This window comes from Rhodococcus sp. 852002-51564_SCH6189132-a, from assembly GCF_001665495.1.
GTDB lineage: Bacteria > Actinomycetota > Actinomycetes > Mycobacteriales > Mycobacteriaceae > Rhodococcus > Rhodococcus pyridinivorans.
On the sequence record NZ_LZMJ01000043.1, the window covers coordinates 23,533 to 37,660 of the forward strand.

Annotated in this window: 11 protein-coding genes and 1 pseudogene; 7 read left to right on the forward strand and 5 right to left on the reverse strand. The window is 66.7% G+C overall.

Annotation, left to right across the window (positions count from 1 at the left end):
* Positions 1-53: 53 nt before the first annotated feature.
* Positions 54-2,024: a M13 family metallopeptidase gene (locus A5767_RS10665; protein ID WP_064852269.1), complete on the forward strand. Its 1,971-nt coding sequence runs from the start codon at positions 54-56 to the stop codon at positions 2,022-2,024.
* A gap of 99 nt (positions 2,025-2,123) precedes the next feature.
* Here the strand turns inward: A5767_RS10665 and A5767_RS10670 are convergent, their stop codons facing one another.
* On the reverse strand, positions 2,124-2,846 hold the full coding sequence (locus A5767_RS10670; protein ID WP_006553745.1) for a M23 family metallopeptidase: 723 nt from the start codon (positions 2,844-2,846) through the stop codon (positions 2,124-2,126).
* A gap of 362 nt (positions 2,847-3,208) precedes the next feature.
* Complete coding sequence (locus A5767_RS10675; RefSeq protein ID WP_064852270.1) at positions 3,209-4,543, reverse strand: cytochrome P450; 1,335 nt, start codon at positions 4,541-4,543, stop codon at positions 3,209-3,211.
* Positions 4,544-5,224: 681 nt separating this feature from the next.
* Between A5767_RS10675 and A5767_RS10680 the strand changes: the two genes are divergently transcribed.
* The 5 genes and pseudogenes from A5767_RS10680 (at position 5,225) to A5767_RS10700 (ending at position 9,832) form a co-directional block, all read left to right on the forward strand.
* The gene (locus tag A5767_RS10680) at positions 5,225-6,511 is read left to right on the forward strand and encodes an MFS transporter (RefSeq protein ID WP_231913168.1); all 1,287 of its coding nucleotides are present in this window, start codon (positions 5,225-5,227) and stop codon (positions 6,509-6,511) included.
* An 83-nt stretch (positions 6,512-6,594) separates the two neighbouring features.
* A pseudogene (locus A5767_RS10685) lies at positions 6,595-6,999 on the forward strand (MFS transporter); the annotation flags it as partial.
* Between the two features lie 369 nt (positions 7,000-7,368).
* Positions 7,369-8,661: a cytochrome P450 gene (locus tag A5767_RS10690; RefSeq protein WP_064852273.1), complete on the forward strand. Its 1,293-nt coding sequence runs from the start codon at positions 7,369-7,371 to the stop codon at positions 8,659-8,661.
* Positions 8,658-8,846 carry a ferredoxin gene (locus A5767_RS10695; RefSeq protein WP_006553751.1) on the forward strand — a complete coding sequence of 63 codons (189 nt, stop codon included), beginning with the start codon at positions 8,658-8,660 and terminating at the stop codon, positions 8,844-8,846. The genes A5767_RS10690 and A5767_RS10695 overlap by 4 nt, the downstream gene beginning before the upstream one ends.
* A gap of 335 nt (positions 8,847-9,181) precedes the next feature.
* The gene (locus A5767_RS10700; RefSeq protein ID WP_019290814.1) at positions 9,182-9,832 is read left to right on the forward strand and encodes a TetR/AcrR family transcriptional regulator; all 651 of its coding nucleotides are present in this window, start codon (positions 9,182-9,184) and stop codon (positions 9,830-9,832) included.
* Positions 9,833-9,860: 28 nt separating this feature from the next.
* Here the strand turns inward: A5767_RS10700 and A5767_RS10705 are convergent, their stop codons facing one another.
* Both A5767_RS10705 and A5767_RS10710 read right to left on the reverse strand, forming a co-directional pair.
* Positions 9,861-11,279 (reverse strand): apiosidase-like domain-containing protein, encoded by a 1,419-nt coding sequence (locus A5767_RS10705; protein WP_064852280.1) that lies wholly within the window; start codon positions 11,277-11,279, stop codon positions 9,861-9,863.
* Positions 11,280-11,404: 125 nt separating this feature from the next.
* Entirely contained in the window at positions 11,405-12,286 is an 882-nt protein-coding gene (locus tag A5767_RS10710; RefSeq protein WP_064852274.1) for a DMT family transporter, read from the reverse strand.
* 37 nt (positions 12,287-12,323) lie between these two features.
* On the opposite strand from A5767_RS10710, the gene A5767_RS10715 reads away from it, so the two are divergent.
* Entirely contained in the window at positions 12,324-13,727 is a 1,404-nt protein-coding gene (locus tag A5767_RS10715) for an aminotransferase-like domain-containing protein (protein ID WP_064852275.1), read from the forward strand.
* Positions 13,728-13,740: 13 nt separating this feature from the next.
* Here A5767_RS10715 and A5767_RS10720 read toward each other — a convergent pair whose 3' ends face one another.
* Positions 13,741-14,040 (reverse strand): WhiB family transcriptional regulator, encoded by a 300-nt coding sequence (locus A5767_RS10720; RefSeq protein ID WP_064852276.1) that lies wholly within the window; start codon positions 14,038-14,040, stop codon positions 13,741-13,743.
* Positions 14,041-14,128: the final 88 nt, after the last annotated feature.

Sequence of the window (14,128 nt, forward strand, 5' to 3'; positions counted from 1 at the left end):
CCGGTCCGCAGGGTGACTGCACGACCTGCCCTTCCGGTGTAAGGATGGGGAGCATGACCCTCGCGCAGAACTCGGAGATTCGCTCCGGCATCGATCTCGGACACGTCGACGAACGGGTCCGCCCCCAGGACGACCTCTTCGAACACGTGAACGGCCGATGGCTCGCCGAACACGAGATCCCCGCCGACCGCGCGCTCGACGGAGCCTTCCGCACGCTCGCCGACAAGGCCGAGGTCGACGTGCGGACCATCATCGAAGAGGCCGCGGCGTCCGGCGCCGAGCCGGGCACCGACGCCCAGAAGATCGGCGACCTGTACACCTCGTTCATGGACACCGCGACGATCGAGGCAGCCGGTCTCGATCCGATCCGCGGGGAACTCCGGGCGGTCTCCGGCGCTGCCGACCGCGCCGCGCTCGCGGCAGTACTGGGCGGGTTGCAGCGCGCCGGCGTGACGGGTGCGCTCGCGCACTACGTCGACACCGATTCGAAGAACTCCGAGCGGTACCTGATGCACGTTTCGCAGGGCGGGCTCGGGCTGCCCGACGAGTCGTACTACCGCGAGGACCGCTACGCCGAGATCCGTGACCGGTACACCGCCCACATCGGCCGGATGTTCGCCCTCGCCGACCTGCCCTACGACGCGGCGAAGGTGGTCGCGCTCGAGACGAGGCTGGCCGCTGGGCACTGGGACGTCGTCAAGCGTCGCGACGCCGACCTGAGTTACAACCTGCTCACCCTCGACTCGCTGCGCACCGATCTTCCGCAGTTCGACTGGACGGGATGGATCACCGCGACCGGCGCGACCACCGACCAGTGGGCCGAGATCGTCGTTCGTCAGCCGAGCTTCCTCGAGACGTTCGCGACGTTGTGGGCCGACGAGGACCTCGACGACTGGAAGGCCTGGGCGGTGTGGCGGGTGCTGCGCGCGCGGGCTCCGTACCTGTCCGAGGCGTTCGTCGACGAGAACTTCGCGTTCTACGGCCGCACGCTCACCGGTACGCAGGAGATCCGCGACCGCTGGAAGCGCGGTGTGTCGCTCGTGCAGGACCTGCTCGGCGAGGCCGTCGGCAAGCTCTACGTCGAACGGCACTTCCCCGCCGAGGCGAAGACGCGCATGCAGGTGCTCGTCGACAATCTCACCGAGGCGTACCGGCAGTCCATCACCGACCTCGAATGGATGAGCCCGGCCACGCGCGAGGCCGCGCTGCGCAAGCTCGAGAAGTTCACCCCCAAGGTCGGCTATCCCGACACCTGGCGCGACTACTCCGCTGTGACGATCACCCCGGACGACGTGGTGGGCAACTACCGCAGCGGGTACGCCGCGGAATACGACCGCGATCTCGGCAAGCTCGGTGGTCCGGTCGATCGCGGCGAGTGGTTCATGACCCCGCAGACGGTCAACGCCTACTACAACCCGGGGATGAACGAGATCGTCTTCCCCGCCGCGATTCTCCAGCCCCCGTTCTTCGACCTGCATGCCGACGACGCCGCGAACTACGGCGGTATCGGCGCGGTCATCGGGCACGAGATCGGCCACGGCTTCGACGATCAGGGCGCGAAGTACGACGGCGACGGCAATCTGGAGAACTGGTGGACCGATTCGGACCGCGAGGAGTTCGGTAAGCGCACCGCGGCCCTCATCGCGCAGTACGACGAGTTCGAGCCGAAGGCCCTTCCCGGACAGCGTGTCAACGGCAGCTTCACGATCGGCGAGAACATCGGTGATCTCGGTGGCCTGTCGATCGCGTTGAAGGCCTACGAGATCGCGCTCGACGGCAAGCCCGCGCCGGTCATCGACGGCCTGACCGGACTGCAGCGCGTGTTCTTCGGGTGGGCGCAGGTGTGGCGTACGAAGGTTCGCGACGAAGAGGCGTCACGACGCCTCGCCGTCGACCCGCACTCGCCGCCGGAGTTCCGCTGCAACGGCGTGATCCGCAACATCGACGCTTTCTACGAGGCGTTCGACGTCACCGAGGGCGACAGGCTGTATCTCGATCCTTCGGAGCGCGTGCGCATCTGGTAACTCCACGCACGACTCTGCCCCGACGCGGACAGCGTCGGGGTAATGGTCGTTTCGGGGGCGTTCGTTTCGGGGGCCGTTCTCGGGCTGTCGCCTACCGGATCAGCCGAGGTGCGAGCTCGGCACCGGAACGCCGCGCGCGTGGAACCACGGGATGGGGTCGACCTTGGCGCCGCCCGGCTGCCACACCTCGTAGTGCAGGTGCGGGCCGGTGGACTGGCCGCGGTTGCCCATTGTGGCGATCTGCTCACCGGCGCGGACGTGCTGGCCGACCGAGACGAGGGACTGATCGATGTGGCCGTAGACACCGGTCGTGCCGTCGTCCTGCGCGATGCGCACCCACAGGCCGAAGCCCGAGGCCGGACCGGATTCGATCACGACGCCGTCGGTGACGGAGAGGATGGGCGTGCCGATCGAGTTGGCGACGTCGATACCGTTGTGGTTGGTCCCCCAGCGCGGACCGTAGCCCGAGGTCAGCGTTCCTGCAGCGGGGAAGGCGAGCGCGGGGCGACGCGCGGCCTCCTCACGAGCGGCCTGCTCGGCGGCCTCGCGGGCGATCCGCTCGGCCTCGGCACGCTGTGCTGCCTCCTGGGCAGCGATCGCCTCGACGACACGCTGTGCTTCCCTCTCGGCGGCGCGGTTCAGCTTCTCGGTGTAGTGGGATGCGTCGACACCGGCGACCTTCAGCACCTGCGGTGCGGTCGAGAGGTTCTCCCCGGCGCCCGTCCATGCGGTGGCGGACTCGACGCGGACCCGGTCGCCTGCGGCGTTCGCGACCGTCGTTCCGCCGACGGTGACGGCGCTCGCGAGGACCGCGACTGCCATCCACCTGCCGGCGCGGGTTGCGCGCCGTCGCAGATCGGTGGGTTCTCGGGTGTGGGTGGATTCAGGATTTCGGATCACAGCAGTTTCCTCTGGGACAGGCCCTCGGTAACGAAAGGGTCACGATTCCATCACAGAGTACTTCGAACTTTTGACGACCTCAGCGTGTCGCCTTGACTCCAAACCGACCGGTATCGGACAAAAAGCGCCCGATTTGCCCTACTCGATTCACATCGACACCATCGACCTCACGCGTTGGTCGCAAAACCGGGGTGAACCGTGAGTGACGTCACGCCATCGGATAACGGGGGAAACGATCTCCGAGGGGGTATCGAGGCGGTATTGCGGCCCCAGCCGAGAGGGTCCTACCGCACCGCGAAACGCAGACCGAAATTGTCGAACGTCGCGGGCAGCGGACGCGCCGGATCCGGCTTCATATCCGACACCACGGTGAACTCGGCGGACCGGAGCAGAGTCGCAAGGAAGGTGCTCGCCGCGAACAGCACGATGCTGCGCCCGGGGCACACCGTCGGTCCGGCGCTGAACGGCACGAGCGCGGGATAGCGCTCGGCGCGGCCGTCGAGCCAGATCTCGGGTTCGAAGGTGTCGGCGAACGGCAGGTCGTCGGAGCGGTGGAAGGCCGAGGACAGGATCACGAAGCCCGTACCGGCGGGAATCGTGGAGATACCACTCGCACCGTCGCTCCACGTGGTCTCTTCCACGGAGTCCCGGAGGATCACCGGAGTGGTCGGCCACAGCCGGGTCGTGTCCAGCACGCAGGCCCGCAGGTACTCGTAGACCTGCGGTGTCCCGGCTTCGGTTCCCGACAATTCCGACTCGACGCGCAGACGCTGCTCGGAATGGGTCGACAACACCGCCAGGGTTCGGGCGCTGACCATGCCTGCGGCGTCGAACGCGAACAACCAGTGCGGCATCTGCCCGATCGGGTCGACGGACGCCGGCGCTGCGAGGTCCCGGACCACCCCGGCCAGACTCTCGGACGGAGCCGCCGTGACATGACGGTGCAGGTTCTGGGTGAACCGATCGCGCAGGCGGTGCCGGAGCGGATGCGCGAACGACCAGTTCCCGTTCGAGCGCAGCGTCCACAACTGGTCGGTGATGCTCTCGTCGTCGCGGGCGGCGTCGCCGAACGCGAGTCGCCGAACGAGGCGCCACCAGGTCTTCACGAAATCAGGAGCGTCGAGTTCACCGCGCGACCTCGCGTGCTCGAGCAGATTCTGCGCCTCCTGCTCGATCACGGGAACCCACTCGGCCGCGAGACGGTGCAGGGCGTGTTCCGGTTCGAGGACCGACTCGTTGAACGCGCGTCGCTGGGCGCGGATGTCCCCTCGGGAGATGAGCACACCGTTGGGCTGGAACGGGCTGAGTGCGGCCACCTTCTCCTTGTTGGCCGCAGTGAACGACGCCGTGTCGGTGCGCAGGATCCGGTCCACATCCTCGGGTGTCAGGACGATCGCGAGGGTGCGGCCGGGGATCGGCACGACCACCGGTCCGTCACCGTGCCGCTTCCGTAGATCGGCGACCAGGCGGACCACGCCGGCATCGGACTGGTTCTTCTCGAGCAACTTCATCGCCCAACGCCGACGAGCGATCGGTCCCACCGCCACGAACGGCACGGCCACCTGCCCGAGGAGCCGAGCGGCGTCGGTGGGCGAAACGGTCGCGGTCGTTGCAGGCACAGGTGCTCCCGGCGTCGGAGGGGCAGGACTTGTGAAGGCTTCCCGTCGGGAGCACATCCAAACGTCCGTCCGGACCCGCAGAGGGAGATCACCGCAACCCCGGAACGAGCAGGCTTGCACGGTCCGCGGACAGAAGCACGCCTTCGGACGGCATGCAACTGTCTTCAGGGCGCGCAAACGTTCGGCGCTGCAGTGACAACTACCCGTCCCGATTTCCCCTGTGCCCTATTTTCCGCGCGCCTGCTTGCCGCGAGAGCACCTTGTCGGCCGCCTCCCAGTGCGCATCGAACAGATCGCCACGACCGTCGGAAAACCCTGCGACGGTGTGGAAGTGAGCATCGCCGACGACAGCGAGGTGCTAATCCGCGGATACAACGTGATGCAGGGCTATCTCGACGATCCGGAGGGCCACCGCCGCAACCGTCGACTCCGCAGCGGGCCGGCGTGAGCGGGCACGGTTATGCCTCGTCGGTACGCCCGCTCAGCAGATTGTCCGCCTGACCACGGCTTCGAGGAACTTCACGGGAAGCGGTTTCACCCTCTGTCGACTTCGGGTATCCGCCGAGGCACTGACCTCGATCGCAGGGGGGAACCATAGTGAAGAACGGTTCTGTCGACCCCAAGCCGGACGCTCACGACGAGCCGCCGGCGAAGATACGGCGCGCCATCGGTGCGTCGGCCATGGGTAATTTCACCGAGTGGTTCGACTACGGCGTCTATGCCTACACGGCCACCTACATCGCCGATTCGTTCTTCCCCGGCGATCTCGAATCCGCGACACTGCTCACGCTGGGTGTCTTTGCGGTCTCCTTCGTCATGCGGCCGCTGGGCGGTTTCGTGTGGGGTCCACTCGGCGACCGGTTGGGTCGGCGCCAGATCCTGGCGCTCACCATCCTGTTGATGGGTGGTTCGACGGTTCTGCTCGGCGCGGTCCCGTCGTACGAGTCGATCGGGTTCTGGGCACCTCTGCTGCTCGTGCTGTTGCGCATGATCCAGGGGTTCTCCACCGGCGGTGAGTACGGTGGCGCAGCGACTTTCATGGCCGAGTACTCCCCCGACCACAAACGTGGCTTCTACGGTAGTTTCCTCGAGTTCGGCACGCTGGGTGGTTTCTCCGTCGGTGCGTTCCTCGTCCTGATGATCGATCTGATGTCCACCGATGCCTTCATGGCGACCTGGGGCTGGCGACTGCCGTTCTTCGTCGCCGGCCCGCTCGCACTGGTGGGCCTCTACCTTCGTTCGAAACTCGACGAGACGCCGGTCTTCAAGGAACTGGAGGAGGCGCACCAGGAGGAGGCCAGCGTCGGCGCCGAGTTCAAGGACCTGCTCACCCGCTACTGGCGACCGATCATCACGATGATGGGTCTGGTCATCGCGCTGAACGTCTGCAACTACACGTTGCTGAGCTACATGCCGACCTATCTCGAGGACCGGATCGGTCTGACGACCACTTCGGCACTGATCCTGGTGTTGATCGGTCAGCTCGCGATGATGGCGGTCATCCCGTTCTCCGGCTCCTTGTCGGACCGCATCGGGCGCAAGCCCCTCTGGGCGGCGTCGCTGGGTGATCTGTTCGTTCTCGCCGTGCCGATGTACATGTTGATGTCGGTGGGCTTCGGCTGGGCGATCCTCGGCTTCACCGTGCTCGGCCTGCTGTACGTGATGCAGTTGTCGACCATCTCGGCGACCTTCCCCGCGATGTTCCCCACGCAGGTCCGGTTCGCCGGGTTCGCGATCTCGTACAACGTGGCCACCTCGATCTTCGGAGGTACGGCTCCCGCGATCAACGAATGGCTCGTCGAGCGGACCGGCAACGATCTCATGCCGGCCTTCTACATGATGGGCGCGTGCGCGGTCGGTCTCGTCGCCCTCTACTTCGTGGCGGAGACCGCGGGCGCATCGCTGCGGGGATGCGGTATCCCGGGTATCGATACCGAAGCACGCCCCGCGGCCTTGTCCCATCACTGATGTTGCCCCGGTTCGAGGTTCGAGGTTCGAGGTTCGGAGACGGCTCGTGAATCGACGACCCGGTCGTCGATGTGGACGGTGGCACCGTCTCGGCCTTCCTGCTGTGGTTCGAACACGACCGGCTGTGGGAGATCCTCGTCGGGATGTTCCTGTTCGGCGTCGGCATGGGCACGACCTACGCCGCGATGCCCGCGCTCATCGCACGCAGCGTGGCCGACACCGAGCTCGGCAGCGCCGTCAGTTTCAACCAGGTCCTCCGCACCGTCGGCGGCGCCTTCGGCAGTGCCCTGTCCGGCGCCGTCCTCGCCGCACACATGGGCGCCGACCTGCATCCGACCGACGGAGGCATCACGCTCGCGTTCGCCCTCCGGGCGTGCGGCAGCGTGATCGTGTTCGCCGCGCTCGCGGTCAACCATGTCCGGTCGCTCCGTCGATCCGATACCTCGGTGAGCACGCCGGCCCTTCGCGGTGCCGATCTGCGCCGCTGACCGGATACCGCCGATACGCGAAGGTCGTCGCGTCGCTCTTCCTCCCGTCGACTCCACCGACCCATCGTCGGCGTGAAGTCACCCATCGGACATTCCGACGATGAACACATCCCGTGCCCGTACCCGAACTTTCCGAGGCTCGAGTACGGGCATGTTGTCGCTTCTGCGGTTACACACATTTCAAGATCGAACACAGCACATCGATCGTCGTCACGTTATCCATCACAAGTCCGAAATGCACGAGAGATCCTCTCGCGCCCAACTTTCGAACCCGTGGTTGGATGTGCGGTCGAGATACGGACTCGAGCGCGCGACGCCGCGTGGCGAAGCCGAACTCCATCACAGCCACCGCCTGCCCCGGGAGGAACCATGACCGACATCGAGACGAAGGACTTCTTCACCGATCCGGAACTCGTCGAGGACCCGTACCCCTACTACGACGCCCTGCGCGAGGGATGCCCGGTCACGCGCGAACCCCACCACAACGTCATGATGGTCACCGGCTACGAAGAGGCGATCCAGGTCCTGAGCGACGAGCAGACCTTCTCGTCGTGCATCTCGGTGACCGGTCCGTTCTCCGGCCTTCCGGCCTGCCCCGAGAGCGACGACATCACCGACTTCATCGAGGAGCACCGCCCCTCGCTGCCGATGAACGACCAGCTCCCCACCATGGATCCCCCGCAGCACACCGACCATCGCGGCCTGCTGATGCGGCTCATCACGCCCAAGCGCCTCAAGGAGAACGAGGCCTTCATCGAGCGCATCGCCGACCGCCTCCTCGACGATCTGCTCGCCCGAGGCGAGGGCGACTACATCACCGGCTTCGCCGCTCCGTTCGCGATGCTCGTCATCGCCGACCTGCTGGGCGTGCCGGAGAGTGACCATCAAGAATTCATCGAGGGCCTGAAGATCCAAGTGGAGAAAGGCTTCTCGCTCGGCAGCACCGAGGGTGAGACGCTGAAGCTCAACCCGCTCGAGTTCCTGTACAAGAAGTTCGGCCAGTACATCGAGGACCGCCGCGCGAACCCCACCGACGACGTGCTGACGGGCCTCGCCACCGCAACCTTCCCCGACGGCACCCTGCCGCCCGTCGACGACGTCCTGCGTATCGCCGCGAACGTGTTCTCCGCCGGCCAGGAGACCACCGTGCGTCTGCTGAGTTCCGCGTTGCGGATCATCGCCGAACAGCCCGAACTCCAGAAGACCCTGCGCAGCGAGCCCGATCGCATCCCGAACTTCATCGAGGAGACGCTGCGTTTCGAGAGCCCGATCAAGGGCGACTTCCGGCTCGCGAAGACCCCCACCACCGTCGGCGGGGTCGACGTCTCGGCCGGCACGATCATGATGCTGGTCAACGGCGCCGCCAACCGCGACCCGCGCCAGTTCTCCGACCCGAGCGAGTTCGACATCGATCGCCGCAACGCACGCACCCACATCGCGTTCGGTCGCGGCGTGCACTCGTGTCCTGGCGCCCCGCTCGCCCGAACCGAAGGACGCGTGGGCATCGCGCGCCTGCTCGAGCGCACCAGCGAGATCCGGATCTCCGAGAAAGTGCACGGCCCCGAGGACGACCGGAAGTTCGGTTACCTGCCGACCTTCATCCTGCGCGGCCTGCTCGCCCTGCACCTCGAGTACACGCCGGCGGAAGGTGAGTCGAAGTGAAGGTCGTCGTCGACGACGACGCCTGCCGCGGACACGGCGTCTGCCTCGCGGCCTGCCCGGAGGTCTTCGACCTGAGCGACGGCGGATACGCCGTCACCCTGATGTCCGAGGTCCCGGCCGAACACCAGGACTCCGTGCGGGAGGCCGCAGGGGGTTGCCCCGAAAGGGCGATCCGGCTCGACTGAGATCAGAGCGCGCCGTTCTTCGACGGGTCCGGCGTCCGGCCGGGTGCGCTCCGATCCCCGCGTTGGTTGTCAGGATGTCTCACGGCCATCCTGACAACCAGCGAATTGCCGCAGCGGATGGCGAGAACGGCAGCGGATTCCGTCCCGGGTGCGCATTCCGACTTGCCTCTTTCCGGCCCCGAATCAGCCGTATCGGGATGAGAACAAGGTTTCTTTTTCTGATAGCAACAGTCTCGAGTCGGGACGGAAAGCGGAAGGACGGCCCCGCGTTGCCTCCCTATCCTCCGGTACAGTGTCCCCATGTCCACTCCACGCGACACAGGGCGATCCGGGCAGTGACGGGCGCCAGCGAAGAGCCGGCCTGGAAGCAGCGCGCGGTGGAGCGTTCCATCCGGACCGCGAAGCTGCGCGCCGAGCAGCGCGTTCAGCGCTTTCTCGATGCCGCACAGGCGATCATCGCGGAAAAGGGCAGCACCGACTTCACGGTTCAGGAAGTTGTCGACCGGTCGAAGCAGTCGCTTCGCAGCTTCTACCTACAATTCGACGGTAAGCACGAGCTGTTGCTGGCACTCTTCGAGGATGCTCTGAGCCGCTCTGCCGATCAGATCCGTGCCGCTGCCGCCGACGAGAAGGATCCTCTCGATCAGCTGCGCGTCGCAGTGGAACTGCTGTTCGAGTCGTCCCGACCCGATCCGGCGGCCCCGCGACCCCTGTTCACCGACCTCGCGCCGCAGCTGGTGCTCACCCATCCTGCCGAGGTGAAGGTCGCACACGCACCGATGCTCACGCTGTTCACGGAGCTGATGGAGAAGGTCGATGCCGAGGGCAGCCTTCGCGAGGGAACGAACGCGAAGCGAATGGCCGCCATGACAATGCAGACCGTGATGTCCATTGCCCAGTCGAGCGGTGGCGACGACACCACGACCCTTCTCATCTCGGCCGACGAGGTATGGAGTTTCTGCTCGCAGGGATTCGCCGCCCGCTGACGAGAGCAGCATTCTCGAACAGCAAAGTTCATCCCTCTCGCTCGGTGATCACGAGAAGCCAATCCCCGTCTCCATCCGTGTTCGGCCCCGGTATAGGGATGTCGCCGTTCTCGTCGGAAGTCGCCGGCTGCCGAGGCCCGGTCGCGTCGGCGGGGTCGACCCACTCGAGGGTCGCCTCCTCCGGTACCAACGCAGGATCGAGCCGGATCGTGCGCTGCGTCGGAAGGTAGACGACGGCGAGTGAACCGTCGGGTGTCCGGGCAGCGGTGACGTACTCGTCGTCGAGAACGTCGATCATCTCGTTACTCGTCCACGGGGTGCCGCGACCTGCGACGACGAGCGGTTCGTCGATATCCGGCACGAGCTCCCACCACGGCCACGACTGCCACAGTTCACGTATCGCTCGCAGCTGTGCGACAGCGGGAGTATCCAGACGGGTTTCCCACCCGTCCGGGAACTCCCAGTCGTCGGAACCCCGGAACTCGCCGGGCGAACCGGAGGTCAGTGCCCACAACGCCTGACGTCGGAGTGTCTCGTCGGTGGTCGGTGCCGTGTCCTCCTGGTTGTTCTCACCTTCGTAGTTGCCCTCCGAGAACAGTGCGGGTCGCGGGTCGCGGGTTCCGTCGGCACGCTCGTAGGCCTGCAGGACGGCCTGATAGGTGGGCGCGTAGGTGTAGACGAAGTTCCAGTCCACGACCGGTTCCCAGAACGGGTGATCCGTGGACAGCAGCTTGTCCCACCCCAGTTGGATCGTGAACGGTGCGTCGGAGCCGGCATCACGGATCCCGTCGAGCATCGCGTGCAGCACGAGGTCCGACTCGGCACCGGCCGCGAGATCCTCCGCCTCCGGTGAGTAGTCCCCGCCGGTCATCCAGACGATGTTCGGGAATTCCGCGTACCGCTGCGCGAACCGCCGTCCGTAGTCGAAGGCCTGTTCCGGCGTGGTCGACGCGAAGACGTGGGCGAGGTTCCACCCGTCCATCGGATACAGGAATACCGTGTTCCCGTGGCGGCACGCGATCCGGAGGTAGTCGTCGACACGCGACCAGTACACCTCGTTCCACTGCGTGATGTCACCGTCGACGAACGGTTCGATGCCGTCGAAGGTGGCGCCTTCGTAGCTCGGGCCGCCGTTCACCGGCACGACGATCGCCGACATGATCGAGGCATTGAACCCGTTGATCTCGCGGTCGGTGAAATACAACTCGGCCTGCTCGGGCGACCAGTCGGCCATCCCCGACCACGGCGAGTCGCCGCGGACGAGGACGGGATCACCGTATTGATCCTCGAAATGGCGGCCATCGGCGCCGACGGACGAGACGAAGCGGTGGTCGGCGGCATCGCAGTCCGCTTCGACCGCTGGGACGTTCGTCCGCTGTTCCTGCTCTCCCGCGTTCGAACAGGCCGCGACCAGCAGCAACACCATCACAAGGACTGCCTGTTTCATCGTCACCCCACCGCGCCCGTGGTACGTCCAGGCTACGGAGGAGATCGTGGCTCCGAGCGAAAACACGGAACCCGTCGTCGGCGACAACCCGCGCTGGGGACTTCTTCCTCGACAAGGACCGACGTTCAATTCGGACGGACGCGGACGGCGGTGCCGGCGCACAGCACGACGACGGCACCGCCCGCAAACACTGCCCATGTCAATGGTTCTCCCAGCAGCCAGGTGGCCCAGCCGACCGTCATGATCGGCTGGGTCAGTTGCACCTGCCCGACCCGAGCCATCGGCCCGATGGCCAGACCTCGGTACCACGCGAAGAACCCGAGGAACATGCTGACGATGCCGAGGTACGCGAACGACGCCCAGTGCGTCACCCCACCCTGCGGCGGTCCGTCGGCGAGCGAGACCAGGGTGAGTGTCACCATCAACGGTGACCCCAGCACCAGTGCCCACGAGATCGTCTGCCACGCACCGATCTCCCGCGCCAGCAGCCCGCCTTCTGCGTAACCGACGGCGGCGGCGACCACCGCGCCGAGCAACAGCAGATCGGCTCGACCGAATCCCGCGGCACCTCCGCCACGCAGGCCCGCGAAGGCCATGACGGCGACCGTCCCCGCACCCGCCGCGACCCAGAACGGGGTGGGCGGCCGTTCGTGGGCCCGCAACACCGCGACCACCGCGGTCGCAGCCGGAAGGATCGCGATGACGATCGCGCTGTGGTTCGCCGGTGCCATGGTCAGGGCGTACGAGGTGAGCATGGGGAATCCGATCACCACCCCACCTGTGACGACGGCGATCCTGCGCCACTGATGCGTGTTCGGGAGTCGTTGCCCCGTGAGCGCGAGCGCCAGAGCGGCGAGAACCGCCGCGACGACCGCGCGGCCGGCGGCGACGAACAGCGGTGACATCGCCCCGTTCTCGACGGCGATGCGGGTGAGCGGCACGGTCAGGGAGAAGCCTGCGACGCCGAGCAGACCCCAGGCGAGCCCGCGAGGATCGGGCGATAGCACTGGCCCGGCCGACACGATAGCGCTACTCTTCAATCTCATGTCGAACAGTAGCAGTTCCCAGCTCGTCGCGGAACTGACCCGGTGGATCGCCACCGCAGCACCCGGCGCCCGGTTGCCGTCGACGAGATCGCTCGTCGCGCAGTACGGCGTCAGCCCCGTCACGGTGCAGAAAGCATTGAAGACACTCCAGACCCGGGGTCTCGTGGAGAGTCGCACCGGTGTGGGAACCTTCGTCCGCCGGATCCGCACGTCGAACACGATCGATCACAGCTGGCAGACGGAAGCGCTCGGAACGGCTCCCTCGTTGCCTCGCGCCTCCGCCGCCCTGCGCACCGTGTCAAACGATGTGGTCTCACTCCACTCCGGCTATCCCGACCGCACGCTGCTTCCCGAACGCCTTGTCCGCGGAGCATATTCACGCGCAGCCCGCAGCGACGCCGCCGTAGGACGGACACCTGCTGCAGGACTTTCCGAACTGCAGGAGTGGTTCGCCGCGGAGCTGTCGGAAGCGACGAACGCGCGCACAGCCCCGCCGTCCGCGGGCGACGTGATCATCACCCCCGGCAGTCAGAGCGGGCTCGGGTCGATCTTCCGCGCACTCGTCGGCGCCGGTAATCCCCTCATCGTGGAGTCACCGACCTATTGGGGTGCAATCCTCGCGGCCACGAAGGCCGGCGTGCAGCTCGTACCGGTTTCCAGCGGACCCAACGGGCCCGATCCCGACGACTTGGCCCGCGCCTTCGATCGGACCCGGGCCCGCGCCTTCTACGCACAACCGAACTTCGCGAATCCCACCGGGGCGCAATGGTCGTCGTCGACCGGCGAGCGGGTCCTCGACGTCGTGCGCGATGCGGGAGCGTTCGTCATCGAGGACGACTGGGCCCACGACTTCGGGATCTCGGCCCCGTCCGTTCCGCTGTTCGCCCGCGACGATTCGGGCCACGTCGTCTATGTCCGCTCCCTGACCAAGAGTGTCGCGCCGTCGGTGCGGGTCGCGGCGATCGTCGCGCGTGGACCGGCTCGCGAACGCATCCTCGCCGACGTGCAGGCCGAATCCGTCTATGTGAGCGGCGTTCTCCAGACGGTCGCGCTCGACGTCGTCACCCAGCCGGCATGGCAGACCCATCTGCGGGCGGTGCGGCGCGAGCTCGAATCGCGCCGCAACCTTCTCGTGAGCGAACTTCGTGAGCTCGCACCGGATGTGGCTGTCGACGGGCTGCCGTCCGGTGGGCTCAACCTGTGGGGCAGGCTCCCGGACGACGTCGACGCCGAGGCCGTCGCGCACGAGTGCGAGGCCGCCGGGGTGCTCGTCGCGGCAGGTGACGAGTGGTTCCCGGCAGAGCCCACCGGTCAGTACCTCCGGCTCAACTACGCAGGACCGAATCCGGCGGCCTTCCGGGAGGCCGCGCGGGTCATCGGAAAAGTCGTCTCCGGCGGGTGAGGGCGAGCGGACGTCACCGGCTCGTGCGGCGCCGGCGGGCCTTCCTCACCCGGGTGCGTTCGTCCTCTGTGAGCCCACCCCAGATCCCGTAGCGTTCACCGGAATCGAGGGCGTACTGCAGGCACTTCTCCCGCACCGGACAACGAGCGCAGACCTTCTTGGCCGAAGCCATCCGGTTCTCCCTCGCGTCGCCCCGCTCGTTGTCCGGGTGGAAGAACAACGATCCGTCTGCGTCGCGACAAGCCGCGTCCATCTGCCAATCCCATTCCTCGGTAACGGGATGCGGCAGATAGAGCAACTTCAGCGCGGGCATGTCCTATCTCCCTCCGTCGCGCAGGGTGCGGTAGACCTCGATCAGGTGGTCGGTGGACGCGTCGCCGGTGTCGGGGATCTCGTCGCCG

Bases quoted from the DNA above. Each gene is read 5' to 3' on its own strand.
- A5767_RS10670 (WP_006553745.1), bottom strand. From the start codon at position 2,846: ATGGCAGTCGCGGTCCTCGCGAGCGCCGTCACCGTCGGCGGAACGACG.
- A5767_RS10705 (WP_064852280.1), bottom strand. From the start codon at position 11,279: ATGAAACAGGCAGTCCTTGTGATGGTGTTGCTGCTGGTCGCGGCCTGT.
- A5767_RS10715 (WP_064852275.1), top strand. From the start codon at position 12,324: ATGTCGAACAGTAGCAGTTCCCAGCTCGTCGCGGAACTGACCCGGTGG.
- A5767_RS10680 (WP_231913168.1), top strand. From the start codon at position 5,225: ATGGGTAATTTCACCGAGTGGTTCGACTACGGCGTCTATGCCTACACG.
- A5767_RS10665 (WP_064852269.1), top strand. From the start codon at position 54: ATGACCCTCGCGCAGAACTCGGAGATTCGCTCCGGCATCGATCTCGGA.
- A5767_RS10690 (WP_064852273.1), top strand. From the start codon at position 7,369: ATGACCGACATCGAGACGAAGGACTTCTTCACCGATCCGGAACTCGTC.
- A5767_RS10720 (WP_064852276.1), bottom strand. From the start codon at position 14,040: ATGCCCGCGCTGAAGTTGCTCTATCTGCCGCATCCCGTTACCGAGGAA.